Origin of the sequence: Acinetobacter sp. EKM10A (genome assembly GCF_011075215.1) — a bacterium.
GTDB lineage: Bacteria > Pseudomonadota > Gammaproteobacteria > Pseudomonadales > Moraxellaceae > Acinetobacter > Acinetobacter baumannii.
In genome coordinates, this window is sequence record NZ_JAALLK010000001.1 from 507,594 (window position 1) to 533,371 (window position 25,778).

The 25,778-nt window shown below is 38.8% G+C and carries 23 protein-coding genes and 1 pseudogene; 7 read left to right on the plus strand and 17 right to left on the minus strand.

The window, feature by feature from the left end:
• Positions 1-4: 4 nt before the first annotated feature.
• Positions 5-739 (plus strand): proteasome-type protease, encoded by a 735-nt coding sequence (locus G9371_RS02330; protein ID WP_000220477.1) that lies wholly within the window; start codon positions 5-7, stop codon positions 737-739.
• 51 nt (positions 740-790) lie between these two features.
• Here the strand turns inward: G9371_RS02330 and alr are convergent, their stop codons facing one another.
• The 12 genes from alr to ppsA form a co-directional block, all read right to left on the minus strand.
• Positions 791-1,861 carry an alanine racemase gene (alr, locus tag G9371_RS02335; RefSeq protein WP_001248165.1) on the minus strand — a complete coding sequence of 357 codons (1,071 nt, stop codon included), beginning with the start codon at positions 1,859-1,861 and terminating at the stop codon, positions 791-793.
• Positions 1,862-1,893: 32 nt separating this feature from the next.
• Positions 1,894-3,339 (minus strand): replicative DNA helicase, encoded by a 1,446-nt coding sequence (gene dnaB / locus G9371_RS02340; RefSeq protein WP_000075887.1) that lies wholly within the window; start codon positions 3,337-3,339, stop codon positions 1,894-1,896.
• A 200-nt stretch (positions 3,340-3,539) separates the two neighbouring features.
• Positions 3,540-3,986, minus strand: coding sequence for a 50S ribosomal protein L9 (gene rplI / locus G9371_RS02345; RefSeq protein ID WP_000382591.1), 447 nt, complete (start codon positions 3,984-3,986; stop codon positions 3,540-3,542).
• An 8-nt stretch (positions 3,987-3,994) separates the two neighbouring features.
• Positions 3,995-4,222, minus strand: a complete 228-nt coding sequence (rpsR, locus tag G9371_RS02350; protein ID WP_000090661.1) for a 30S ribosomal protein S18 — start codon at positions 4,220-4,222, stop codon at positions 3,995-3,997.
• A gap of 11 nt (positions 4,223-4,233) precedes the next feature.
• Positions 4,234-4,617 (minus strand): 30S ribosomal protein S6, encoded by a 384-nt coding sequence (gene rpsF, locus G9371_RS02355; protein WP_001216679.1) that lies wholly within the window; start codon positions 4,615-4,617, stop codon positions 4,234-4,236.
• 184 nt (positions 4,618-4,801) lie between these two features.
• Positions 4,802-5,680, minus strand: coding sequence for a heme o synthase (gene cyoE, locus G9371_RS02360; protein ID WP_029424680.1), 879 nt, complete (start codon positions 5,678-5,680; stop codon positions 4,802-4,804).
• A 10-nt stretch (positions 5,681-5,690) separates the two neighbouring features.
• Positions 5,691-6,020, minus strand: a complete 330-nt coding sequence (locus G9371_RS02365) for a cytochrome o ubiquinol oxidase subunit IV (protein WP_000094534.1) — start codon at positions 6,018-6,020, stop codon at positions 5,691-5,693.
• Complete coding sequence (gene cyoC, locus G9371_RS02370) at positions 6,020-6,640, minus strand: cytochrome o ubiquinol oxidase subunit III (protein ID WP_000852577.1); 621 nt, start codon at positions 6,638-6,640, stop codon at positions 6,020-6,022. Before cyoC ends, G9371_RS02365 begins: the two co-directional genes overlap by 1 nt.
• Before the next feature lie 4 nt (positions 6,641-6,644).
• Positions 6,645-8,636, minus strand: a complete 1,992-nt coding sequence (gene cyoB / locus G9371_RS02375) for a cytochrome o ubiquinol oxidase subunit I (protein ID WP_000367186.1) — start codon at positions 8,634-8,636, stop codon at positions 6,645-6,647.
• 3 nt (positions 8,637-8,639) lie between these two features.
• Positions 8,640-9,692 (minus strand): ubiquinol oxidase subunit II, encoded by a 1,053-nt coding sequence (gene cyoA, locus G9371_RS02380; RefSeq protein ID WP_001250044.1) that lies wholly within the window; start codon positions 9,690-9,692, stop codon positions 8,640-8,642.
• A 316-nt stretch (positions 9,693-10,008) separates the two neighbouring features.
• Positions 10,009-10,764, minus strand: coding sequence for an RDD family protein (locus G9371_RS02385; RefSeq protein WP_001167811.1), 756 nt, complete (start codon positions 10,762-10,764; stop codon positions 10,009-10,011).
• Between the two features lie 64 nt (positions 10,765-10,828).
• Positions 10,829-13,216 (minus strand): phosphoenolpyruvate synthase, encoded by a 2,388-nt coding sequence (gene ppsA, locus G9371_RS02390; protein ID WP_000853480.1) that lies wholly within the window; start codon positions 13,214-13,216, stop codon positions 10,829-10,831.
• A 146-nt stretch (positions 13,217-13,362) separates the two neighbouring features.
• On the opposite strand from ppsA, the gene G9371_RS02395 reads away from it, so the two are divergent.
• From G9371_RS02395 to pgaD, 5 genes are all read left to right on the plus strand, one after another.
• Complete coding sequence (locus G9371_RS02395; protein WP_000004354.1) at positions 13,363-14,199, plus strand: pyruvate, water dikinase regulatory protein; 837 nt, start codon at positions 13,363-13,365, stop codon at positions 14,197-14,199.
• Between the two features lie 385 nt (positions 14,200-14,584).
• Positions 14,585-17,023, plus strand: coding sequence for a poly-beta-1,6 N-acetyl-D-glucosamine exporter porin PgaA (pgaA, locus tag G9371_RS02400; RefSeq protein WP_029424681.1), 2,439 nt, complete (start codon positions 14,585-14,587; stop codon positions 17,021-17,023).
• Positions 17,023-18,852 carry a poly-beta-1,6-N-acetyl-D-glucosamine N-deacetylase PgaB gene (pgaB, locus tag G9371_RS02405; protein WP_029424682.1) on the plus strand — a complete coding sequence of 610 codons (1,830 nt, stop codon included), beginning with the start codon at positions 17,023-17,025 and terminating at the stop codon, positions 18,850-18,852. The genes pgaA and pgaB overlap by 1 nt, the downstream gene beginning before the upstream one ends.
• The gene (gene pgaC, locus G9371_RS02410; protein ID WP_000866237.1) at positions 18,852-20,099 is read left to right on the plus strand and encodes a poly-beta-1,6-N-acetyl-D-glucosamine synthase; all 1,248 of its coding nucleotides are present in this window, start codon (positions 18,852-18,854) and stop codon (positions 20,097-20,099) included. Before pgaB ends, pgaC begins: the two co-directional genes overlap by 1 nt.
• Complete coding sequence (gene pgaD, locus G9371_RS02415) at positions 20,096-20,560, plus strand: poly-beta-1,6-N-acetyl-D-glucosamine biosynthesis protein PgaD (RefSeq protein WP_000786881.1); 465 nt, start codon at positions 20,096-20,098, stop codon at positions 20,558-20,560. Before pgaC ends, pgaD begins: the two co-directional genes overlap by 4 nt.
• A 39-nt stretch (positions 20,561-20,599) precedes the next feature.
• Here pgaD and G9371_RS02420 read toward each other — a convergent pair whose 3' ends face one another.
• From G9371_RS02420 to G9371_RS02440, 5 genes and pseudogenes are all read right to left on the minus strand, one after another.
• On the minus strand, positions 20,600-21,163 hold the full coding sequence (locus G9371_RS02420; protein ID WP_000020765.1) for a hypothetical protein: 564 nt from the start codon (positions 21,161-21,163) through the stop codon (positions 20,600-20,602).
• 147 nt (positions 21,164-21,310) lie between these two features.
• A complete protein-coding gene (locus G9371_RS02425; protein WP_029424683.1) occupies positions 21,311-22,315 on the minus strand; it encodes an LLM class flavin-dependent oxidoreductase in 1,005 nt (334 codons plus the stop codon).
• Positions 22,316-22,449: 134 nt separating this feature from the next.
• Positions 22,450-22,953 (minus strand): hypothetical protein, encoded by a 504-nt coding sequence (locus tag G9371_RS02430; protein ID WP_000783724.1) that lies wholly within the window; start codon positions 22,951-22,953, stop codon positions 22,450-22,452.
• A 234-nt stretch (positions 22,954-23,187) separates the two neighbouring features.
• On the minus strand, positions 23,188-23,610 hold the full coding sequence (locus tag G9371_RS02435; protein WP_000772605.1) for a glycine zipper domain-containing protein: 423 nt from the start codon (positions 23,608-23,610) through the stop codon (positions 23,188-23,190).
• Between the two features lie 197 nt (positions 23,611-23,807).
• A pseudogene (locus G9371_RS02440) lies at positions 23,808-24,709 on the minus strand (LysR family transcriptional regulator).
• A gap of 119 nt (positions 24,710-24,828) precedes the next feature.
• On the opposite strand from G9371_RS02440, the gene G9371_RS02445 reads away from it, so the two are divergent.
• The gene (locus G9371_RS02445) at positions 24,829-25,668 is read left to right on the plus strand and encodes a type 1 glutamine amidotransferase domain-containing protein (protein WP_032009433.1); all 840 of its coding nucleotides are present in this window, start codon (positions 24,829-24,831) and stop codon (positions 25,666-25,668) included.
• Positions 25,669-25,778: the final 110 nt, after the last annotated feature.

Below are 25,778 nucleotides of genomic sequence, written 5' to 3' on the forward strand. Positions count from 1 at the left end.
CGAAATGACCTATTGTTGTGCGCTGAGATTGGAACAGGGGTTGGTGTTTATAAGTGACACTCGAACCAATGCCGGGGTCGATCATATTTCTGTGTTCCGTAAACTGCATACTTTTGGAGTAACGGGAGAGCGGTTTATTGCCTTGCAAACAGCAGGCAATTTAGCAACTACACAAGCGGTTATCGGGCATTTGCAAAATGCGCTTATTTTGCAACAAGAACCTAATTTATATAGCATTAATACTATGTTTGAAGTGGCTGACCTAGTCGGTAAAACCTTGAAAAGCGTTTTAGAAGATATCAGTTCAGATACCCAAGAACAAATGAATTATGCCTGTAGTATTTTAGTGGGGGGGCAAATCAAAGGCGGAGATATGCAGCTTTATAATGTTTATCCGCAAGGTAATTTTATTTGTGCCACCACAGATACGCCTTACTTTCAAATTGGCGAAAGTAAATATGGCAAACCTATTTTAGATCGAGCTTTATATTATGCGATGCCATTAGATGATGCTCTTCGTTGTAGTCTAATTTCATTTGATTCTACATTGCGTTCTAATGTCTCTGTTGGTTTGCCGTTAGATGCATTAGTTTATAGTAAAGATAGTTTTGTGATTCCTATGGGTAAGCGAATTACTGAAGACGATCCATATTTTTCACAAATTAGTCGTCAATGGTCAGATACGTTACGCCGTGGTTTACAGGAAATGCCAAAACCTACAGATGATTATTGGCGCTAAAATTTATTCAAAAAAATCCAAGCAGTGCTTGGATTTTTTATTTAGTGAACTTTAAGTACCCTGACGGACTGGGCGAGAACTTAGACGGCAAAGTAATTCATAACCGATTGTGCCATTTGCTTCAGCCACATCATCAACTAGACGGTGATTTCCCCAAAGTTCAACTTGGGTGCCAAGTTTTACTTGAGTATTTGTGACATCAATCGCAATCATATCCATACTTACACGGCCCACAACTGGGCAAAGTTTGCTATCAATAGAGACAAAATTTTGCTTAACATAAGCTCTTGGATAGCCATCACCATAGCCAATAGAAACAATGGCGATATTCATAGCCTGTTGAGCACAAAAAGTAGAGCCATAACCCACGTGTTCACCAGCTTCAATATGGTTTAACGCTATTATTTCTGCAGTAAAAGTCATGACAGGTTTCAAATCAAGATCATGCACTGTTTTATCTGCAAAAGGTGAAGCGCCGTAGAGCATAATACCAGGACGTACATAGTCAAAATTTAGTTCTGGCCATTTAAAGATGGCAGCTGAATTACAGCATGATGCTAAAATTGGATCGCAAGTTTCTTTAACATGCAAAAATTGCTGTTTTTGTTGTTCATTTAAAGGATGATCTACATCTGCATTTGCAAAATGCATAGCAAGTACACATGTAAAACCTTCAGACTTTAGTGTCTTGATCACTTCAATAATTTCTGGGTTTTTAAAACCTAAACGGTTCATACCGCTATTTAATTTAACCCATACTTTTAAGCCTTGGGCAATATATGCTTGTTTGTGTTTAATTAACCATTCAAACTGTTGTTGATGGTGAATGACGCATTCAAATTTTTGTTCAATTGCGATGGGCATTTCATCTTCAGAAAATACCCCTTCAATTAAAGTAACTGGTTGCTCGAAACCAAGTTCACGGATTTCTAATCCTTCTTGTAGGCAGGCGACACCAAAGGCATCTGAGGCATTTAAGGCTGCTAAACAGTCTTTGACTCCATGTCCGTATGCATTGGCCTTTACCATGCTTACGATTTTTGAATTTGCTGCGAGTTGTTTGACACGGTTTAAATTATATTGAAGCGCTTGGCGATCAATATAAACTGTTGCTTGACGCACCCTCATTTACTCCTTTGGGCTAGAGATAGAGTTTATTCTTCATCATCATATTGGCTGTAATACTCAGGAGAGAGATTACTAAAACGAGTATATTGGCCTTCAAAGGCAAGGCGAACAGTACCAATTGGACCATTACGCTGTTTACCGATGATAATTTCTGCGGTGCCTGCTTCTTTCGATTCTTTGTTATAGACTTCATCACGGTAAATAAACATGATTAAGTCGGCATCCTGTTCAATCGCACCAGATTCACGTAAGTCAGACATTACTGGGCGTTTATTCGGTCGGTTTTCCAGACTTCGGTTAAGCTGAGATAGTGCAATCACAGGACAGTTCATTTCTTTAGCTAAAGCTTTTAAGCTACGTGAAATTTCCGAGATCTCACCAACACGGTTGTCACCCATGCCCGGAACTTTCATCAACTGTAAATAGTCGACCATGATACAGCCGATTTTACCATCATGCATTTTTGCGATACGTCTAGCTCGGGCACGAACTTCAGTAGGTGGTAGAGCAGAGGAATCATCAATATACAAATGCATTTGTTGAAGTTGCAGAATGGTACCCGTTACTTTAGTCCATTCATCAGCATCCAAATTACCTGAACGTAGATGCCCTTGATGCACTTTACCCATAGCTGAAATTAGACGCATCGCAATAGAGTCTGCAGGCATCTCCATAGAGAAGACGAGAGCTGGGAGTTTATTGTATTGCAAAACACTTTCAACCAAGTTCATGGCGAAAGTAGTTTTCCCCATAGATGGACGTGCTGCGACAATAATCAAATCACCCGGTTGCATACCAGAAGTTTTATTATCGAGCTCTAAGAAGCCAGTCGTTAAACCAGTAATATTTCCGTCTAATTTTGAAAGTTCATCAAGTTTACTAATTACATCGGCAGTTACAGAACTAATTGCTTTAGGTCCAGAATCTTTTTTATTGTTGTTATGTTGTTCTGCTAAAGAGAAAATACTCGTTTCGGCTAAATCTAAAATTTCACTTACACCTCGACCTTTTGTGTCGTAAGCATTTTGTAAAATTTCAGTACTTACCTTAATCATACTGCGTAGTGTAGAAAATTCTTTAATTTTAGTCGCATAAGTTTCAAGATTATAGAAACTCGAAGGTGAGTCAGCCATAAGCTGCATCAAATATTCTTCACCGCCAATCGCATCGAGTAAATTTTGTTTTAAAAGCCAGTCGTTGACCAAAACCGCATCATACGGTGAGTTTTCCTGTGCTAATTTTTCAATTGCACGATAAATATATTTATGACGAGTGGCATAAAAATCATTTTCTTTGAGTAAGTCACTGACTTGTTCAAAAGATTCAGCAACGGTCATCAGCGCAGCAAGTACAGCTTGCTCAATGGCTAAATTGTGTGGGGGAGTGCGAAACTCTTTAAGTTGGCCTGATTCACTCGTCTTATTTTCTATTGGAGATGAAAGGGTTAAAGAAGTGGCATTCGCCTGAGACATAATTAGACCTGATGATAAAATGTGTACACAAAAAGGGTTTTAAGCCGAGAACTATCTTAAAACAAAACTAAATAAACTACCTAATTAAAAAACCAATTAAACTGAAGAACTGATCAGGAATTAATATATCTAATTTTATTGCTTAAATTTAAGAGATAAAAAAAGAGCATGCGTAAGCATGCTCTTTTTTTGATGAGAAATTACTCAGATACGATAGTAACGAGAACTTCTGCAACAACATCATGGTGCAATTGAATTGCGATGTTGAATTCACCAGTGTGACGAAGCGCACCGTTTGGTAAACGAACTTCTGCACGGTCAACTGTAAGACCAGCATTCGTTAACGCGTCAGCGATGTCACGAGTACCGATAGAACCGAAGAGTTTACCTTCGTCACCAGCTTTAGCAGTGATAACGATGTTAACTTCGTTCAATTGTTCAGCACGTGCTTGAGCAGCAGCTAATACTTCAGCTTCTTGCTTCTCAAGTTCAGCACGACGAGCTTCGAAAGCAGCAGTGTTAGCTTCAGTAGCTGCAACTGCTTTACCTTGAGGGATAAGGAAGTTACGGCCGTAACCAGCTTTAACTGATACTTTATCGCCTAATTTACCAAGGTTCTTAATGCGTTGTAATAAGATAACGTCCACAGATCACCTCACTTATGGTTGTCAGTGTACGGAATCAAAGACAAGTAGCGAGCTTGTTTGATAGCAAGCGCTAATTGACGTTGATAACGAGCTTTAGTACCAGTGATACGGCTAGGAACAATCTTGCCGTTTTCAGTGATGTACTGTTTTAAAGTATCGATATCTTTGTAGTCGATGTACGCAACATTCTCAGCTGTAAAGCGGCAGAACTTGCGACGACGGTAAAAACGTGCCATTGATGTTCTCCTTATTCAGCTTCTTGAGCAACTTGCTGTGCTTCTTCACGTTGAGCTTTACGCGCACGCTTTTCTTCAGCACTCTTAGCAAGCAATGACTCTTCAGTGATTGCGTGTTCACGACGGATGATAAGGTTACGAATGATCGCGTCGTTATAACGGAATAATTCTTCTAACTCATCAAGCGTAGATTGACCACATTCAACATTCATAAGAATGTAGTGCGCTTTGTGAATTTTGTTAATTGGGTAAGCCAATTGACGACGGCCCCAATCTTCTAAACGGTGAATTTGACCATCAGCTTCTTTGATCTGAGAGATATAGCGTTCAACCATACCTACAACTTGATCGCTTTGGTCTGGGTGTACCAAAAGTACGATTTCGTAATGACGCATTGTCAGCTCCTTACGGTTTAAACAGCCCCTAATAAAATTAGAAGCAAGGAGTCATAGCTAAAAATATAAATAGCTACGTCGCAAAAAATGCGAAGGCTGAATTATAGGTAAAAATTAGACTAAAAACAAATCTTTTGATGAGAAATATAAAAGTTATTTGAGAGAGGAGGAAATCCTCCCTTAATTAAAAGAGAGGAAGATTTGGAGCAGCGGATTGATAGGTAAAGCTAAAACTTAAACTTAGCAAAGTAATTAAGATTACTGAGTAAAGGAAAAAGCGTTTAGCCCAAAGTTGGTCGTTTTCGGCTTTAAATCCAATAATTGATAAATAAAACCAGTATGCGGTCAAAGCATTAAAGGTAATCAAGAAAAATACATTGGTATAGCCAAAACAATATAACCCATTCAAAACAGCTGCAAACAACAGGATATAGATTACACATTCAATTTTCGTGCGATAAATGGAACGTGCTACAGGCAAGATAGGAATTCCCGCATTTTTGTAATCATCAAAACGATAAATTGCAATTGCCCAAGAGTGAGGCATTTGCCATAAAGCGTATGCTAAAAACAAAAGCAAGGCTGCCACATCAAATTGATGAGTTACTGCTGTATAACCAATAACAGGAGGGCTCGCTCCGGAGATACTACCAATGACGGTTTGATGGATTGAGGTACGTTTAGTCCACAAACTATAAAAACCGACATAGACAATAAAACCAATCATTGCAAACAAAAATGCGTAGCCATTTACACCAAACCACAAAATGCTAAAACCCATTACTCCGAGTACGAAAGCATATACAAGCGCAACAGTAGGAGAGATGGTTTTTTTAACGAGTGCACGGTTTTGAGTGCGCTGCATCTTTGTATCAATATCTTGATCTATAACATTATTAACCACACAACCTGAAGCAACAACTAATGTTGTTCCAATGAGAGTGAGCAATAATAATAAGATGTCTATAGAGCCTTGGGCGGCTAAGAAGAAGCCGCCCAAGGTGGTAATGAAATTACCGAAGAGAATTCCTGGTTTAGTCAGGAATAAATACTTTTTCAACATGACAATCAGTTTAGATCATCATATTGTAGTGAAGGTAATTCATAATCCACACAGAACCGATTAAAAGTACAGCGATACATAGGATTGTGTAGATAAATGCAATCATATTCCAACGTTGTTCAGATGATGTATTCATGTGTAAGAAGTACACAAGTTGTACAAGAACCTGAGCAACGGCAGTGATTGCAATCACTGTAACCAAAAGACCGCGGCTGAAACCACCTGCCATCACCATCCCGAATGGGATGATGGTAAGGATGACAGAAAGAATAAAGCCAACAGTGTATTGCTTAAAGTTACCGTGTGACGCACCAGCAGCATTATGCTCATGACTACTCATTAGAGAACTCCCAGTAAGTAAACGACGCTGAATACACAGATCCAAACGATGTCAAGGAAGTGCCAGAACAAGCTTAAGCAAGCAAGACGACGTGTATTCGGTAAAGTCAAACCTTTAGTTTTGATTTGATACATCAATACCAACATCCACACTAAACCAGAAGTTACGTGGATACCGTGCGTACCTACCAAAGTAAAGAACGATGATAAGAAAGCACTGTGAGTTGGACCATGACCTTCTTCTACAAGGTGATGGAATTCATAGAGTTCCATCCCGATGAAGGTTGCACCAAAAAGGAATGTAATAAATAACCAAGTGATCACTTGATTTACATTCTTTTTATAAGATGCAAGTACCGCAAAACCGAAAGTCACCGATGAAATCAATAAGGCAAATGTTTCAGTTAACACGTAGCCTAATGATTCATGGAACAGGTCATATGCACTTGGAGTTCCTGGTGGAACATGACTGCTTAATACAGCGAACGCAATGAAGAGTGATCCGAAAAGAATCAAGTCACTCATCAAGTATGTCCAGAAACCAAAGACCGTTAAGTCAGTATCATCATGTTCATGATGACCATCATGGCCGTGGTTGTCGTGATGAAGTACTTCAGCCATTTCCTTAGTCCTTCTTCAAGTGTTTTTCAAGTAAAGCATAGCGTTCGTTTTCAATACGCTCAACTTCTGCAGCTGGAACATAGTAATCAACATTCTTAGTGAATGAGCTTACGATCAAGCTAACAACAGCTGCAACGAATGAAACAACTACGAGCCACCAAATATGCCAGATGAGTGCAAAGCCAAGAAGAGTAATGAACATTGCAATGACAAAACCAGCAGCACGATCAGTCGGCATGTGGATGTCTTCATATTTAGTATTACGTGCGTATGCTACACCGTTTTCTTTGTCAGTCCAGAAACGGTCAATACCGCTTGCATCTGGTTCATGAGCAAAGTTATAGAATGGAGCAGGGGAAGAAGTAGCCCATTCAAGTGTACGAGCATCCCATGGATCGCCTGTGTAGTCCATGTTTTGGTGACGTTGTAAGAAACCAACGATGATTTGCATTAAGAAACATGCAATACCAATCGCAACAAGAACAGCACCGAATAATGCAATCGCAAGGTATGGGTCCCATTCAGGGTTGTCATATGTATTCAAACGACGAGTCATACCCATGAAACCAAGGATATAAAGTGGCATGAATGCAAAATAGAAACCGAAGAACCAGAACCAGAATGCAGCTTTACCCCATGCTTCATTGAGCTTCCAACCAAACATTTTTGGCCAGTAGTAAATGATGCCGGCAAACATACCAAACACCACACCACCGATAATTACGTTATGGAAGTGAGCGATCAAGAATAATGAGTTGTGTACAAGGAAGTCCGCAGGCGGAACAGCCATAAGTACACCAGTTAAACCACCGATACCGAATGTTACAAGGAAGCCAAGCGTCCATAACATTGGAGTAGTAAAGGTGATGCGACCTTTATACATGGTGAATAACCAAGAGAAGATTTTCACACCAGTAGGAATCGCAATAACCATGGTCATGATACCGAAGAACGCGTTAACGTTCGCACCAGCACCCATGGTGAAGAAGTGGTGAAGCCATACAACAAATGCTAATACAGTAATTGCAATTGTTGCATATACCATAGACTTGTAACCGAACAACGCTTTACGAGAGAAGGTTGCAACGATTTCTGAGTATAAACCAAATGCTGGTAGTACCAAGATATATACTTCAGGGTGACCCCATGTCCAGATCAAGTTCACATAAAGCATTGGGCTACCGCCAAGCTCATTTGTGAAGAAATGGAAACCGAAGTAACGGTCTAATGTAAGCATCGCAAGAGTACCTGTTAATACAGGGAAAGATGCAATGATTAATACAGCCGTACAAAGTGAAGTCCACGTGAAAATAGGCATATCCATCAATTTCATGCCAGGCGCACGCATTTTGATGATGGTAACGAAGAAGTTAACACCAGATAAAAGCGTACCTAGACCAGAAACCTGAAGTGCCCAGATATAGTAGTCAACACCTACACCAGGAGAATATTGAATACCAGACAGAGGAGGGTAAGCCATCCAACCAGTCGCAGCAAATTCACCTAATACAAGTGAAAGCATCATTAAACCAGCAGCACCAGCGAATAACCAGAAGCTTAAAGAGTTTAATAATGGGAAAGCAACGTCACGAGCACCGATCTGTAAAGGTACAGAGATGTTCATCATACCTACAACTAGACCCATTGCTACGAAGAAGATCATGATTACACCGTGTGCGGTGAAGATCTGGTCGTAATGGTCAGGATGTAAATAACCTTCACCACCGCCTTTAGCGAGGAAAAGTTGTAAACGCATCATGATCGCATCGGCGAAACCACGCAAAAGCATGACAACAGATACGATGATATACATGATACCAATCTTTTTATGGTCTACAGTTGTAAACCATTCTTTCCACAAATATCCCCATTTTTTGAAATAGGTGATACCGCCAAGCACAGCAATTGCACCAAGTGCCATAAAGACCATGGTGACAAGTACGATTGGCTCTGTCGGGATAGAGTCCCAACCCAATTTACCAAAAATCATATCCATGTCTTATTCCCCTTGAGCAGCGTGTTCAGCTGCAACATGAGTTTCTGCTGTTGTATGTGCAGCAGAGTGGTCAGCACCATGATAGTTACTCATATAGTGGTTGATAATTGTTTCAAACAATTTTGGTTCAACTGAAGAGTAATAAGTCACAGGGTGTGGCTTAGTCGGGAACGGTTTCATCGCTTCTGCTTTAGCAAGCGCTTCTTGGTCACCAGCAGCTTTAGCACGATTTACTAAATGCTCGATTTGGTGCTTAGAACGATCGCCATCACGTAAGGTTGCCAATTCAGCTTGGTCAAGCGTAGTTTTTTGAACTGCTTCTGGGTTAATGGTTGTACCATTACCTGCTTTAACAGCCGCTACCCATTCGTTGAATTGTTGCTCTGTAACGCTATGCGCTTTGAAACGCATTTGAGAGAAACCATAGCCTGAGTAGTTAGAAGAGAAACCACGATATACACCAGTTTCATTTGCTAACAAATGAAGGTGAGTTTGCATACCTGCCATTGCATAAATCTGACCGCCTAACTGTGGAATGAAGAATGAGTTCATCGTGAAGTTAGAAGTGATTTTGAAACTTAACGGAGTTTTCTCTGGGAAACGTACTTCGTTAACAGTCGCAATGTTTTGTTCAGGATAAATAAAAATCCACTTGAACTGTTCAGCAATAACCTGAATAGTTAAAGGTGCTTTATCTGATTCTAAAGGACGGTATGGGTCATACTTGTGGGAACCCCACCAAGTTAACCAAGCTAAAATACCAATAATAATGACAGGAATACCCCATACTACAACTTCAATTGCAGTTGAGTGTGCCCATGTAGGTTTATAGTCTGCATCTTTATTTGACGCACGATATTTCCAACCAAACCATAATGCCATGATGATTGAAGGAATCACCACAAGTAACATTAAATAGATCGCAGTCATCATAAGGTCACTTTGACCTTGACCAACTGGACCTTTAGAGTTTAGAAGTACCATATCACCACCACACCCAGTCAAAAGTGCGGCAAGCGTTGATAAAGACAATACAGCTAAAATCGTTTGTCTCATTTTACAACCTCGGTGAAGAGTCCCATTCCCTAATTAAATATGGGATAGCGATTAAAGTGTCGCATGATTGAGAACGCTAGTCTTAAAAATTAGACTTCTCAATGATGTGACACCGCTACGTTGTAGGGCATTATGCCTCATATCGACAAACTAAGCTACACATAAAGTCGTCTGAAATAATTGTTTTAAAACCCGATTTTTTTTGTAGGGTATCTAATTTCAACAGAGCTTTTATTTAAATATCAACTCTCTATGGAAAAAAAGGAGGCGAGGTGCCTCCTTTTTTTTAGACATTAAATGAATGAGTCATTTACTATCATTTGATCACTTTTGTTCTTGCAATTTTGTCATGTAGAGCTTGTCGCTTTTGTCCTAATGCAAAAGCATAGTCAATAATTGTACTAATAGGCATAAATAGTAAGTTTAATATAATGAAAACGACACTTCTTAGAAGGAAGATACGCGTTAAATTAACTTTACCATTGGTTTCGGCATCGACAATTCTAATTCCGACAATTTTTTTACCAATACTTTGCCCAAACTTGGTCAATAAAAATGCTTGAATAGCGAGCATTATGACGACATAAAGTAGCATTGTATGCCAAGCTTCTATAGGAATAAGGGTAAAAAGCTGCTGTTGAAGTTCAGCTGCTTTAGTTGATGCAACTTCTGCAGATTGCATCTGTTTTTGTAACTCAAAAAGTTGTTTATATTGAGCTTCATTAAAGAAAAAAGACGGAATAGCTGCAATAGGTAGCCAAAGTAATAAGTCAATAATTTTTGCAAGAGCACGAGACGAAATTGAAGCAAGCTCGTGTGTTTTAGTTTCTACACGAATGTGCTGAATGGTCTCATTATAAGGCGTATTTGTATTTGCTGAAAAAGCAGAATAACCAGTAGGTTGATATACAAGTTTACCTTGGGTTAATTCTCCTAAAGCTTTCCATTCTGTCATGCCTTCATGCCAAGCTAAATCAGTAAGCAAAACTTGTTGACTTGCCAACATTTGATTTAGTTGTTCTAAGGTATAAGGCCCAGCTTGTTGATTATTACGTGCCAAGTAAATTTGCATAAGTAAAAATTCTCTATTCTAAAGATGAAAAAAGACCCACGGATGGGTCTTTTTTTATAACAAATTAGATTTGCTTGATTTTTTCTTCAGCAAGGAAGAACCATGTGTCTAAAACAGAGTCAGGGTTAAGAGATACTGATTCAATGCCTTGCTCCATTAACCATTTTGCAAGGTCAGGGTGGTCTGATGGTCCTTGACCACAGATACCGACATATTTACCAGCTTTACGACAAGCATGAATTGCCATAGAAAGGAGAGCTTTTACAGCAGCATCACGCTCATCGAACAAGTGAGAAACAATACCAGAGTCACGGTCAAGACCAAGTGTTAACTGAGTTAAGTCGTTAGAACCGATAGAGAAGCCATCGAAGTGTTCAAGGAATTGTTCAGCTAACAATGCATTAGTTGGTAATTCACACATCATGATGACTTTTAAGCCATTCTCACCACGCTTCAAGCCATTTTGAGCTAATAACTCAATAACGCGTTTCGCTTCAGACACTGTACGTACGAATGGGATCATGATTTGGATGTTAGTTAAACCCATTTCATCACGAACTTTTTTAAGTGCGCGGCATTCAAGTTCGAAACAGTCACGGAAATTGTCCGAAACATAACGGCTTGCGCCACGGAAGCCAAGCATTGGGTTTTCTTCTTCTGGCTCGTATAACTTACCGCCAATAAGATTCGCATATTCATTTGACTTAAAGTCAGACATACGAACAATAACTGGTTTATCAGCAAATGCTGCTGCAAGTGTAGCAATACCTTCAACTAGTTTTTCAACATAGAATTCTACAGGTGATGCATAACCAGCTGTACGGGTCATTACCGCAGCACGAGTTTCGCGAGGCAAGCTTTCAATGTTCAGAAGAGCTTTAGGGTGAACACCGATCATACGGTTAATAATGAACTCTAGACGAGCAAGTCCAATACCTTCGTTTGGAATTTGAGCAAAGTCAAAGGCACGGTCAGGGTTACCTACGTTCATCATGATTTTGAATGAAAGTTTAGGCATAGATTCGATAGAGTTACGTTGAACTTCAAAATCTAACGCGCCTTCGTAGATGAAACCAGTGTCGCCTTCAGCACAAGAAACAGTAACTTCTTGACCGTCAGTCAATACTTCAGTTGCGTTACCACAACCTACGATTGCTGGTACGCCAAGTTCACGGGCAATAATTGCAGCGTGACAAGTACGGCCACCACGGTTAGTAATGATGGCAGCAGCACGTTTCATTACTGGTTCCCAATCTGGGTCAGTCATGTCTGATACAAGTACGTCACCGTCTTGTACTTTGTCCATTTCTTTAATTGAGTTAACAATACGGACTTTACCAGAACCAATACGTTGACCGATTGAACGACCTTCACAAAGTACAGTACCTTTTTGCTTGAGTAGGTAGCGTTCCATTGTGCCGACATTTTGACGGCTCTTTACAGTTTCAGGACGAGCTTGAACGATATAGATTTGACCATCGTCACCATCTTTTGCCCACTCGATATCCATTGGAGCGCCATAGTGCTTTTCGATAATAAGCGCTTGTTTCGCTAACTCTTGTAACTCGTGGTCATTTAATGCGAATTGTTGACGTTCTTGTTTTTCAACGTCTACAACTACAACAGATTTACCCGCTGAACCTTCTTCACCATAAATCATTTTCTGGTGCTTAGAACCAAGGTTACGGCGTAATACCGCGTGTTTACCTGCATTTAATAATGGTTTAGAAAGATAGAATTCATCCGGGTTAACGGCACCTTGTACAACCATTTCACCTAAACCGTAAGATGCAGTAATAAATACAACATCACGGAAGCCAGACTCAGTATCAAGGGTAAACATTACGCCTGCAGCGCCAGTTTCAGAGCGAACCATACGTTGAACACCAGCAGAAAGCGCAACTAGACTGTGTTCAAAACCTTGGTGAACGCGATATGCAATAGCACGGTCATTAAATAATGATGCAAATACTTCTTTTACAGCAATTAATACGTTATCAATACCGCGAATATTCAAGAAAGTTTCTTGCTGACCGGCGAAAGATGCATCCGGTAAGTCTTCTGCAGTAGCAGACGAACGAACAGCAACAGCAATATCTGGGTTACCATTTGAAAGTGCAGCAAATGCTTCACGAATTTCTTGTTCTAAGCCAGGTGTAAGTGGAGTCTCTACAATCCATTGACGAATTTTAGCGCCAGTTTCTGCTAAGGCATTTACATCGTCAACGTTAAGCTCTGCAAGTTCTGCTTGAATTCGAGCGTTAAGACCGCTTTGGTCTAAGAACTCACGATAGGCATCAGCAGTTGTTGCAAAACCACCAGGTACCGATACACCAGCATTTGATAAATGGCTGATCATTTCACCCAAAGATGAGTTTTTCCCACCTACGAGTTCGACATCGTGTTTCCCTAATTTTTCTAGACCGATTACGCGCGCTTCCAAAGTTTTCACTCCACTTTTGCAGTATTAATGTCTATCTTGGCATGAAATTAAAAAATAAAGTGCTTAGTTGAGAATTTTACTAAGCGACAGTCATGTAAGATCAGTTTACTATAAAGATTATATAGCACTAAGACAAATGTTTAAGGAGAATTTTAATGTCAGAAAGTAAACAATTTAAGCGGAGTGTTTTTTTTATTTCTGATGGAACTGCGATTACTGCCGAGACCCTTGGACATTCGTTATTAGCTCAATTTCCTAACGTAGATTTTGATATTCACATCATGCCTTATATCACCACTGAAGAGGCCGCAATGGCAGTGGTGGTCGAGATTAACAAGTGTCAGACCAGAGATGGTTGCCTGCCATTAGTATTTGATACTTTGGTCGATCCGCATGTGCGAGAAATTATTAATACGGCTAAAGCGGTTAATCTGGATGTGTTTGAAGGGTTAATTAGTAAGCTGGAACAGGAGCTTGGAACCCCGCCTACAACTTTAGTCGGACAGACCCATGCCGTGACCGATTCGGAGTATTACAAGGCCCGGATTGATGCTGTCCATTTTGCACTTGATAATGATGATGGAGCACGTACCCGCCATTATGACAAAGCTGATTTAATTTTAATTGGCGTGTCTCGTTCCGGTAAAACACCGACTTCTATTTATCTATCTTTGCAATTTGGTATCCGTGTTGCTAACTATCCTTTAACCGAAGAAGATTTAGACGATAATCGTTTACCGGCAGTCTTAAGAGAGCACCGCAGTAAATTATTTGGTTTAATGATTGATGCCGAGCGCTTGGTTGCGATTCGAAGTGAACGTAAAGCGAATAGCCGATACGCAAGTTTTAGCCAGTGTCAGATGGAGTTGCGAGCTATTGAAGGTATTTATATTTCTGAGGGAATTAAATACTTAAATGTTACCGAAATGTCGATTGAAGAAATTTCTACTCGTATTTTACAAATGACAGGTTTAAAACGTCGTATTGGTTAATTAAGTCAATTATTTATTTTAACCATTCAATTTAAACTTTATTAATATGATTAAATTGAATGGTTTTAAATATAAAACAAATTAAGAATAAAAGTTTTAAATATAAAACCATTTATATAAAAATGTTTTTGATTGGTTAATGTTAAGTGTGTTTTGTGCAAATTAAATATATTCAAAAAGAATAATTTTGAAAAGAAATGTATATAAAAGAATAATCTATATTTTTATAAATGTTTGTTTTTAGGTGGCTTTTAAAAAAACAAATACTTTTTTTCTCCATATTTATCATTTGTGATTAAAGTTGCTAGTTATTTGATTATTGTGATGTATGTCACATTTTTAACTATACTTTCCCATCTCGATATGGGTCTATTCGATTCTCAAAATGCTAAAGAAATGTGTTTTTTCATTGGTCTATCTCTTGCCAATTCATTTATACGCTGCTCAGGTTGATGTATTGCGTGAGCAAGCTATTCAAAATTATAGAGCAGGACAAACTCAACAAGCTGTATCTCAACTAGATCAATTGCTAAATAAATACCCGCATGATCAAAAGCTGCTTGCTGATTATCTGTTTATTATGTCAAGTGAAAAAAGGGATCTTACGAATTTTTCACGGTTTTTAGTAAATATTAATTATGTAGACTTTCCAGAATATGCAAAGTTACCTTTAATTCAAAATTTCCGTGATTTTAAACATTTTAAAACTGCAATTGACTGGTCAAAAAAGTTCAATATTCAAAAGTCAGTTGATGGGCGTATTTTATTATCGGTTTTGTATGCTGAAGCTCAAGATGTAGCGAATGCTAAAGATCAGTTGTCGAAGATCGATATTAAAGGTTTAACTGCTGATCAGTTGGTACGGGTTGCATATGCTTATCGTTTAATAAATTTACCCGTAGATGCTTTAGCTACAGTTGAGCATGCTTATCAACAACAACCAAAATCTTCATCCGTTTTACAAGAATATGTTTACGATCTAATTGCTATTGGCTCATATAAAAAGGCACAGCAATTGCTGCAAGCGAGCGAAAAAACTGAACAAACAGTGCAAATGTTGCAGACTTTACAAGTTAGTGAGTTTTCTCAACATATCAACAATGCAATTGCTCGATATAAATATTTAAATCGTGAAGGACTAGCCGATGCTGAAAGCTTTGCTGAATTAGATAAAGTGCTGGAGCAAGGACAAAAAATGCATCAGCAAATGAATCCTTCCGATCCTAATTACTTACGGTTTTATTACGATTATTTATATGGATTAGATTTTAGAGGGCGTTCAAAAGCGGTTATAGAGAGTTTCATCCAGTTGAATATTCCACTCGAAAAATTACCGGCATATGTACGTCATGCAATTGCGGATAGTTATTTGGCGGAGCAAAAACCGAAACAGGCCGAGTTTGCTTATAAAACGCTTTTAACCGAAAAGAATTATCCGGATATGACCGTTTATACGGGACTGTATTATTCTTATATTGAACAAGAAAAATATAAGGAAGCTGAACAACTTCTCGCTGAGGTTGATCGGCTTATTCCAACTTATAAATATAGTCAGGCTAAGGGGGTAGATAAAATCAGCCATCCTGATCGTGATGATTATATTGCTTTACAAGGAATGCATTTAGCCTACGCTAATCATCTGGATCAAGCTGAAAAGCATTTTCAAAAAAAAGTAGAGCAGGCGCCTGCGAATGAGAGCCTGATTAATAATCTTGCGCGTGTAGAACGTTGGAGAGAAAAACCGCTAGAGGCAAAAAAAACAATTTCCCGGTTAAATGGTATAGATCCGATTGCTAAAGACACCCGCATTAATGAAATGCAAAATGCTCAAGCTTTAGGTGATATTCCGACATGGCGAAAAACGACTCAAAACTTAGTGCAATATTACCCTGATGATAGTGGGGTCATTAAAAGTCGAAAAGAATTAGAAGATCGTAATAGAGTCACTATTTCACACTCAACCACTTGGGGGCAAAGTAAGGCCGACGGTCGCGATACTGTAAGTGGGCAGAATGGTTTAAAAGACCGTGAAATGGAAACGCGTCTTAATAGCCCTTGGATTAATGATAATTATCGTTTATTCGCTTGGCATCAAGATCGTTATGGTGAGTACCGTTTTGGCGATGTGCATGACCAGCGTTATGGGGTCGGAGCAGAATGGCAGGCGAACCGTAAGGCGTTGTCGGCAATTGTGTCGCAAAGTACGGATGGTGGACAAGCAGGAGTCCGTCTTGATTGGTCCCAATGGCTAAACGACCACTGGCAGTATCAATTGCAATATAACAGTCAGGCTGACATTCCTTTACAAGCCCTTGATGCAGGGGAAGATGGTCAATCTTACCGAGCTGCTGTCACATGGCAAAAAGATGAATCTCGCCAGATTGGCGCGAGTTACGGTTTAACTGATATTAGTGATGGTAACAAACAACAAGAATTTTCAACATTTTGGCGTGAAAGGCTATTCGACGCACCTCATCATATTACTTATGGTACTGTTCGAGGTTTCTACGGTACTAACAGCCAAGATCAAACAGCTTATTTTAGTCCAAGTTCACATTCCAGCGCTGAGTTGAACTTAAGTCATGACCGGGTGACTTGGCGTGAATATGAGCGTTCATTTAAGCAGCATTTTGAAGCGGGTGTAGGCCTTTATAAACAGGCCGATTACTCTGCTAAACCCACTTACTCTTTGCAATATCAACATCAATGGCAGCTATCCCGGACATGGCAGCTCAATTATGGAATTGGTTGGCAATACCATCCTTACGATGGACATGATGAACAACATACCTACGGTATTTTTGGATTTGAAGGGCGTTTTTAATGAATAATTTATTGTCGAAAATGTTGGGCTGTGCCTTGGTCTCAACATTGTTGCCTCTGCAATTTGCATATGCCCAGATAGAAAAAGATTTACCAAAAAATCATACGGTTTCTTTAACCTTTCATGATGTGAGAGATGATGTCTTAAAAGAAGGTGATCAGGATATTTATGCAATCCAAACGAAAAATTTAGCACAGTTCTTTGACTGGTTAAGTCAATCTGACTGGAAACCAATTCGCTTAAAAGATATTGAAGAAGCGCGTAAACAAGGTAAGGAATTACCTCATAACTCTATCTTGTTAACTTTTGATGATGGCGCTTTAAGTAGTTATAACCGTGTATTTCCATTACTTAAGCAATATCAGATTCCGGCAGTATTTGCACTTCCGACCAGTTGGCTAAATGGGAATACACAAGCTGGTTATGAAGCTTATGGGCAAGAAAACCTAGTCAATTGGAAGCAAGTGCGAGAAATGCAAGCTTCGGGCTTAGCCGAGTTTGCAAGTCATAGTGATGATTTGCATCATGGAGTATTGGCTAACCCCCAAGGGAATGAACAGCCTGCTGCGACTTCTTACGCGTATTTAAAATCACAAAAGCGTTATGAAACGGATGCAGAATATCAACAACGTATTTTGCAGGACTTAAAAAAATCATACGCCGTTTTAAAGAAAGAAGTGGGTGTTGAACCTAAAGCAATTATTTGGCCTTATGGTGCTGTGAATGAGCAATTAGAAAAATTGTCTCAAGAAGCAGGCTTTATTTTTTCTTTCAGTTTAGGACGTGATGGAATGAATAGGGTGAGTGACTCGACTTTTAAACGTAGTTTAGTCACTAATAATCCTACAGCTGAGCAGTTAACAGAGGGTATGATCAATATTCTCAACTTTGAAGAATTAGATTTATTTAAGCAACCTCGCCACTTTGTGAGTATGGACTTAAAACAATTAACTGCTTCAACTAATACTCAGTCAGATGAGAAACTAGGGTTATTGTTATCCAAGCTTTATAGCTTAAAAAATAACACATTGATATTGAAACCTTTAGATGATCAAGATGGCGATGGGCAGTATGACATTGCTTATTTCCCAACAACTCAACTAAGCGTTCAGCAAGATATTTTGAACCGAACTTTATGGCAGGCACAAACTCGTGCCGGACAGTCGGTTATTTTAGAGTTGCCTGTATATCCTCAAAAAAATAAACCGTTTTTGGTGGCAGACTTAGCGAAGAATATCGCACGCTTCAATAGTAATTTAAGTGGTATTCAACTTAATGCTGGAACCACTTTAAACTGTGCTATGCAAAGCACAACAATAAAAGAAAATGCCTGTGCCGACCAATTAAAACAGCTCACATATGTGAGCCAGCTTACTCAAAAGGCTGTGAAGCCTTATTTAAACATGAGTAATCAGGCTCAGTTTAGTTTATTGCTTACACCTGATTTTGAACATATTGAAAATTTACCAACGCTTTTAAAAACGCTGTTATCCCAACATGATTTAGTAAATCTTAAGTTCAATATAGTGGGTAAGCAAAAACAGTTTAATCACGTATTAGCACTTTTAAATACGCTTGATGCGAAATATAAACAGCGCATTATGCTGACTTTATCATTACCCGAAAATAATCAGCAAAATGTCTGGCAAGAAGTGAAACAAGGTCTTTTCAATATTCAGCGCATAGGTATTCAGAAATTTGGTATTGATGGCTATACCAATGAAAACTCAAAAAATGTTCATGAATATTTATATAACCCGATTAGTTTAAATTCAAGTTCGGTCATGTATCAGCCCTTTGCAGGTCTTGCGACTGAGGGGAAAAAGTAATGAAAGTATTACTCGATATTTTATTTGCTTTTGCCTTTTTATATCCGTTGTTGATGGCTTGGACATGGATGGTAGGAGGTCTCTGGTTTTTCTTTAAAAGGGAATATCATGAGCAGCAACTGCCTGAGCCATCAAGTGAAGGGTGCAGTATTATTATTCCTTGCTTTAATGAAGAAGCTCAGGTCCGACAAACGATTCGTTATGCATTACAAACAAAATATCCGAATTTTGAAGTCATTGCCGTAAATGACGGAAGTAGTGACAGCACTGCAGAAATTCTTGATGAACTGGCAGCTCAAGATGCCCGATTAAGAGTTGTGCACCTGGCAGAAAACCAAGGTAAGGCCGTAGCTTTAAGATCGGGAGTGTTAGTAAGTAAATACGAATATCTAGTTTGTATTGACGGAGACGCTTTATTACATCCTCATGCAGTACTTTGGCTTATGCAGCCTTTTTTAAATTTTCCAAGAATTGGTGCTGTAACTGGTAATCCTAGAATTTTAAATCGCTCAAGTATTTTAGGTAAATTACAAGTTGGCGAGTTCTCTTCAATTATTGGCTTGATTAAGCGCGCACAAAGAACATATGGCCGTATTTTTACAGTATCAGGCGTAATTGCAGCTTTTAGAAAGACCGCTTTGGTTCGCGTGGGCTTTTGGTCTGATGACAAGATTACGGAAGATATTGATATCTCTTGGAAGCTCCAAATGGACCATTGGGATATTCAATATATTCCTCAAGCACTTTGTTATATCTATATGCCGGAAACCTTTAAAGGCCTTTGGAAACAGCGTTTACGCTGGGCACAAGGTGGGGTAGAGGTATTATTAGAATATATTCCGAAAATGTTCAAACTCCGCTTGCGCCGTATGTGGCCGGTAATGCTCGAAGCTTTAGTCAGCATTATTTGGTCATATGTGATGATTATGATTTTTATTCTATTTTTTGTGGGATTGTTTGTGGATTTACCGCAACAATTTCAAATTAATTCACTCATGCCGCAGTGGTATGGCGTGATATTAGGTGGAACATGTCTTGTTCAATTTCTAGTAAGTTTATGGATAGATCATCGTTATGATCGTGGTCGGCTTTTTAGAAATTATTTTTGGGTAATTTGGTATCCATTATTTTTCTGGTTACTGACGTTATTTACCAGTGTTGTTGCAGTACCCAAAACTATATTTAACACCAAAAAACGTGCTCGTTGGGTAAGCCCTGATCGAGGCTTCCGTGGAGATCACTCATGAAAAATGATACAAATATCGACGTAGAAGTTTTAGATATACCTGAATATATTGATCAGCCTGAATATGTGAAAAATAAAACTGCAAACTATACCTTACAAACAATAGGTTGGTTTTGTTTAATGTGGCTGCTTTTTCCACTCGTTTCATTATTTTTATGGATTTTTGAAGGGCACCTCATCTATGACTATGTGTGGGTAGATCATGTTTCAGAAGTGAAAACTTTATTGCACTTACTTCTGCTAATAGGTCTGAGCGCGCTAATTTTAATTTTATGGGCAAGTTATAACTGGCTTAGATTTCATGGGGATGATCGTCGCAGCAAGGCCCCCAATAGCTCTGTTGAGTTGCTGGCCTCACAATTTATGGTCAGTACCGAATCATTATCAGAATTACAAAAGTCTCAGCGCATCATCTTACATTATGATGAGCAGGGGTATTTAACTCGATATGATTTGAAATGAGTGAAAAAAGCATGGTCTATCAACCATGCTTTTTTATTTTTAAGGTGTAGTTCTGATAATGATATCAACGGGTCGTTGAGTGCCATCCATACTATAAATGGCTGTATCGGTAATTTTTACAATCGGCCAAGTTTGTAGTTTACAATTTGGTCTTTGCAGTGCCGTATAGTAGCTATCCGATTTAAAAAATGTTTTATTTGCCCGTGCGGTATTGGGCGTCAAAAGTCGTTTAAGCCATGTTTCATTTACTTGGGTTTCAAGAAAACGTAGAGCTAAGATGCTTTTAACACGATTGTTAAATAACCTCCGGTTCTTGGCAATAAGTGGATGGGTAATTAATCGATGTATACCGATTTGACTGTGAGGTAAAATAAAGTGAGGCGTAATTTGAAATACCGTTACAAATTTTGCCTGTTGGCAGATTTTTTCTAAATGCGTTACGGTCTCCTGATCCGTTCCAATAATGGCTACATTTAAATGAGAAAAATCAAATTCTTTAAGTTTATTTGATGGCAGAATTTGACCAGTGAAGGCTTCAAAATCCTCAACTGTATTTTGAAAAATAGCTGATTTAGCGACATTATTTTTAAGGTCAATACTCATTTTCCAAAAGTCCTTTTGGTTTTCATTTATGATGATTTTTTATCGTTTTAATATAAATAACCAAGCAAGGAGTCTGGGTAAAGTATTTTCAGATAGGTGGTTATCTCATGCTTGATATAGATTCAAACATGAGATGTCGTGGATATGTTAATTGCTTGATTTTACTTGCATTAATTGAGTAAAACTATCTAAGCGTTTAGCTGTGTCGTATACATCACAAGTAAAAATAAACTCATCGACTTCATAAGTGTCCAGAAGTTTTTGCAGACCCGAACGTACTGTTTCAACTGAACCGATTTGTGCCATCGTATAGAAGTTTTCAACAGAAAGTTGTTCTGCCGTGTTCCATAATCCCTGCATAGATGTAACTGGTGGCTTAAGTTTGAGACTTTCCCCACGAATTAATCCTAATACACGTTGATAAGCACTTGTTGCCAAGAACTGTGCTTCTTCATCTGTATTAGCAACGACAACTGGAACACCCATTGAAACGTAAGGTTTATCTAGATATTCAGAAGGCTCAAAATTCTCACGATAAAGTTCAATGGCTTGACCAAGCATACGTGGTGCAAAATGTGATGCAAATGAGTAGGGTAAGCCAAGTTTTGCAGCCAACTGGGCACTAAATAAGCTTGAACCTAACAACCAGACAGGTACATGAGTATTTTGTCCAGGTGTCGCAATAATCTTTTGGCCCACTTGAGGTGCTTTGAAATATTGTAAGATTTCTACAACATCTCTCGGGAACTGATCTTCTGTTTCCTGATGCCCACGGCGTAGGGCACGCATGGTGACCTGATCTGTACCTGGAGCACGACCTAAACCTAACTCAATACGGTCTGGATATAAAGTAGCTAATGTACCGAATTGTTCTGCAACCACTAAGGGAGCATGGTTTGGCAGCATGATCCCGCCTGAACCTAAGCGAATGCGCTGGGTATGAGCCGCGATAAAACCAAGTAAAACAGCTGTTGCCGAACTCGCAATTCCATCCATATTATGATGTTCAGCAAGCCAAAAACGGTCATAACCTAACTTTTCTGCATGTTGGGCAAGCTCTAGTGCATGACGTAATGAAAACTCAATAGTTTTATCATCACGTATAGGGGCAAGCTCCAAAATTGAAAATTTAGTATCTTGAAGTGATCGCATGCGATATTCTCGGAAAACGTTATATCGAAATAATACGATATAAAGAAGCTGTTGTATATCGTTTTTTTTCGATATGGCTTTCTTCCTAAAATAAAAAAGCACCACTAGGGTGCTTTTTTAGATTGATATATAAATTAACGATGTTTGTACCAACCACGGTGTAAACCGTTGTCATGACGGTAGTTACCACCTCTGTAATAGCGGCGATCACCATCATAATATCTACGGTCATCACGATCATAACGACGGTCATAACGGTCATCATAGTTACGATCTTGGGCAACTTTACGACCTAGAGCAGAACCACCAGCGGCACCAACTGCTGCACCGATATATCCGCCATTTGTACCGCCCATGTTTTTACCAACGGTGTAACCTGCGCCACCGCCTAAAGCACCACCAATAGCCGCTTCTGTACGGTTACGACGGTCGCTTGCTGCAGCAGCACCACCAGCACCACCTAAAGCTGCACCAATTGTTGCACCTGATGTACCACCGATACTTTTACCGATTGCTGTTCCTACTACACTACCTAGAGCAGAAGTTGCCGCTACACGGGTACCATTATCTGCATGAGCAACTGTAACCATAGATGTTGTTGCGATTAATGCACTTGCTAACCAAACATTCATTTTCATTGTGGAACTCCATGCTCTTTTCAATAACGAGCAATCTTTATGTCTTGAGCTAAATGTAATTAAAAATTTCGAGAAAATTATGAAGAAGGCACATGCTGATACGATAGTTTTGTGTCTGCTTTGTATTGTTTCTATTAATATGTGGATAAACTATGAGCAACTATCTTAGAAACCAAAATTTTTGGTTATAAAAAAACACCCGAAGGTGTTTTTAAGCCGATTTCATCACGGTAATTAGTGACGATGATGACGGTGTTTTTTCTTCCAATATTTAGAAGAACGATCTGCATCACGGTCTTTAGAAATTTTATTACCTAAAGCAGAACCACCGGCTGCACCTAAAGCAGCACCGATGTAACCACCGTTCGTACCACCCATGCTTTTACCAACAGTATAACCTGCACCGCCACCTAAACCACCGCCAATTGCAGATTCTGTACGGTGACGACGGTCACTTGCAACTGCTGCACCACCAGCACCACCTAAAGCAGCACCAATTGTTGCGCCAGATGTACCACCCATGCTTTTACCAATTGCAGTACCAGCGATACTACCTAAAGCAGAAGCTGCTGCTACATGAGTTGTGTTGTCAGCATGTGCTACAGTTACCATAGAAGTAGCTAAAACAGCACTACATAATAAAGCATTTAATTTCATCATTTACTCCGTGTCCCAAGTTACAGGACCTTAATATCTTTCGTTACGGCAAATGTAACAAAACACTTCTCTTTAAATGTGGAGAACCTTCATTCGATTATTGGAGTTTAGTGTCTTCTTTGTATGCTTTCTATTAAAATAGAATATTTACTATTCACCTAGAAAAATTAAATACCATTTACATATATTCAGTTTAGCTAGTCATCATTTGAACATAAGAAATCAATTAAAGCTCGGGTAGCAGAGGACATGTGTTTATGCTGCGCATATAACAAAGAAAAAGGACGTGTATGACCTGCATATGTAGTAAGTATAGGTTGTAGTTTTCCTTGTTGAATTTTTTCATTAACAATAAAGTCGTAACTTTGACATATACCTAGCCCGCTTTCAGCAAGAGTTACCACACCAACAATATCCTCTTTTACTAAAATTCGATTTGTTGGTATCCATTGAATTTCCTCATTATCATTTTTAAAAACCATGGGGTTATTTTGCCGCTACTGGGCAATTCAAAGGCAATACATTGATGATGTTTTAATTCTTCCAAATTTTTTGGAATACCCATGCGTTTCAAATAAGCAGGTGAGGCAACAAGTTTTAAAGGTGCTTGCTCTAAAGGTCTAGCAATAAGGGTGCTGTTAGGAAGTTGTCCTTGACGGATGGCTAAATCAAAACCCTCAGCAATTAAGTCAACGTTTCGATTAGAAATACTAATTTCAATTTGAATGTCCGGATATTTCAAAAGAAATTTTTCTAATAAGGGGGGTAGACGATAGTGCCCATAAGTCGTAGGTACACTTAATTTAATTTTTCCAGAAATTTGTAGTTGTTCACCATGAACCACGCGTTCAGCATGGTCAATTAACTGAAAAGCATGTTGCATTTTTTCATAGTAAAGCTGGCCTGCTTCGGTCAGACTTAAATGGCGAGTAGTTCTTCTAAAAAACTGGATACCTAATTTTTTCTCGAGTCTTGTAATTGTTCTACTAATGACCGAAGGCGTTGTAGATAAATCAATAGCAGCTGCACTAATAGAAAGCTTTTCGGCCACAATTAAAAACACTTCAACATCGGCAAGATGATCAAATTGGCGAGACATTTTGTCCTCAAACGCAAAAAAGATTTTTGAAATGAGTTGTTTTTCTACCTCTGGGGTAAAAATAGAATATATCCATCCCAGTTATAAATCCAGCAAATGCTTGGAATGAAGGTCGAATAATGAAGAAGTTAAATCAAATAATGTTTGCAATGATTGCAGCTTCGGCAGCATTAAGTGCAAATGCCGCTCATGTATTGGTTGTATTGTCTGATGAAGGACAGTTAGAGCTAAAGAATAAGCAGGTTTTTAAAACGGGTTTTTATCTTAATGAGTTGATGCAGCCTACAAAGATGCTTTTAGATGCAGGGCATACCGTAACATTTGCCACTCCAAAGGGGAAAGCTCCAACGTTAGATGAGTCATCAAATAATGTGAGGTACTTTAATCAAGATGAAAAAGCATTAAAGCAATATGCAAATTTATTGCATGATCTAAAATTAACATCTGCTCAAGATTCTCCTGTTGTAAGTCTGGCGCGTATTGAGCAAATTGGTATAGATCAATTTGATGCTATTTATATTCCAGGCGGACATGCGCCTATGCAAGACCTATTAAAAGATAAACAGCTTGGTAAAGTTCTCACGGCTTTTCATAATGCAGGAAAGCCTACAGCTTTGGTTTGTCATGGTCCTATAGCCCTGATGTCAACTTTACCTCATGCTGCGGAAGCCGTTAAGCAATTTGAACAAGGTAAAAAAGTTAAAACTGGAGAATGGATTTATAAAAATTATCAGATGACAGTAATTAGCAATCAAGAAGAAGAGCAAGCGAAGAGCTTATTAAAAGGTGGTGAGATGAAGTTCTATCCACAAACTGCATTAGAGTCACTTGGAGCAAAATATCAAAGCAATACGAAAGCTTGGTCGCCAAATGTAGTGGTGGATCGTGAACTTATTACTGGACAAAATCCAGCTTCGGCTGTTCTTGTCGGTAAAACTTTATTAGAAAAATTAAAATAACTATAAAGGTTAAAGAGACTTTATAAATAAAGTCTCTTTTATTATATGGATTTGGAAAGTTAACGTTTTAAAGGATTACATATGTTATTTAATCGGCATAAACTGTAAAC

What these genes read in the sequence shown, in the direction of transcription:
- G9371_RS02420 (WP_000020765.1), bottom strand. Translation starts at nt 21,163, where the DNA reads ATGAGTATTGACCTTAAAAATAATGTCGCTAAATCAGCTATTTTTCAA.
- pgaD (WP_000786881.1), top strand. Translation starts at nt 20,096, where the DNA reads ATGAAAAATGATACAAATATCGACGTAGAAGTTTTAGATATACCTGAA.
- G9371_RS02365 (WP_000094534.1), bottom strand. Translation starts at nt 6,020, where the DNA reads ATGAGTAGTCATGAGCATAATGCTGCTGGTGCGTCACACGGTAACTTT.
- cyoE (WP_029424680.1), bottom strand. Translation starts at nt 5,680, where the DNA reads ATGTTGAAAAAGTATTTATTCCTGACTAAACCAGGAATTCTCTTCGGT.
- dnaB (WP_000075887.1), bottom strand. Translation starts at nt 3,339, where the DNA reads ATGTCTCAGGCGAATGCCACTTCTTTAACCCTTTCATCTCCAATAGAA.
- G9371_RS02435 (WP_000772605.1), bottom strand. Translation starts at nt 23,610, where the DNA reads ATGAAATTAAATGCTTTATTATGTAGTGCTGTTTTAGCTACTTCTATG.
- pgaC (WP_000866237.1), top strand. Translation starts at nt 18,852, where the DNA reads ATGAAAGTATTACTCGATATTTTATTTGCTTTTGCCTTTTTATATCCG.
- pgaB (WP_029424682.1), top strand. Translation starts at nt 17,023, where the DNA reads ATGAATAATTTATTGTCGAAAATGTTGGGCTGTGCCTTGGTCTCAACA.
- rpsF (WP_001216679.1), bottom strand. Translation starts at nt 4,617, where the DNA reads ATGCGTCATTACGAAATCGTACTTTTGGTACACCCAGACCAAAGCGAT.
- cyoB (WP_000367186.1), bottom strand. Translation starts at nt 8,636, where the DNA reads ATGGATATGATTTTTGGTAAATTGGGTTGGGACTCTATCCCGACAGAG.
- rpsR (WP_000090661.1), bottom strand. Translation starts at nt 4,222, where the DNA reads ATGGCACGTTTTTACCGTCGTCGCAAGTTCTGCCGCTTTACAGCTGAG.
- G9371_RS02395 (WP_000004354.1), top strand. Translation starts at nt 13,363, where the DNA reads ATGTCAGAAAGTAAACAATTTAAGCGGAGTGTTTTTTTTATTTCTGAT.
- G9371_RS02445 (WP_032009433.1), top strand. Translation starts at nt 24,829, where the DNA reads ATGAAGAAGTTAAATCAAATAATGTTTGCAATGATTGCAGCTTCGGCA.
- cyoA (WP_001250044.1), bottom strand. Translation starts at nt 9,692, where the DNA reads ATGAGACAAACGATTTTAGCTGTATTGTCTTTATCAACGCTTGCCGCA.
- G9371_RS02425 (WP_029424683.1), bottom strand. Translation starts at nt 22,315, where the DNA reads ATGCGATCACTTCAAGATACTAAATTTTCAATTTTGGAGCTTGCCCCT.
- G9371_RS02330 (WP_000220477.1), top strand. Translation starts at nt 5, where the DNA reads ATGACCTATTGTTGTGCGCTGAGATTGGAACAGGGGTTGGTGTTTATA.
- G9371_RS02430 (WP_000783724.1), bottom strand. Translation starts at nt 22,953, where the DNA reads ATGAAAATGAATGTTTGGTTAGCAAGTGCATTAATCGCAACAACATCT.
- pgaA (WP_029424681.1), top strand. Translation starts at nt 14,585, where the DNA reads ATGCTAAAGAAATGTGTTTTTTCATTGGTCTATCTCTTGCCAATTCAT.
- G9371_RS02385 (WP_001167811.1), bottom strand. Translation starts at nt 10,764, where the DNA reads ATGCAAATTTACTTGGCACGTAATAATCAACAAGCTGGGCCTTATACC.
- cyoC (WP_000852577.1), bottom strand. Translation starts at nt 6,640, where the DNA reads ATGGCTGAAGTACTTCATCACGACAACCACGGCCATGATGGTCATCAT.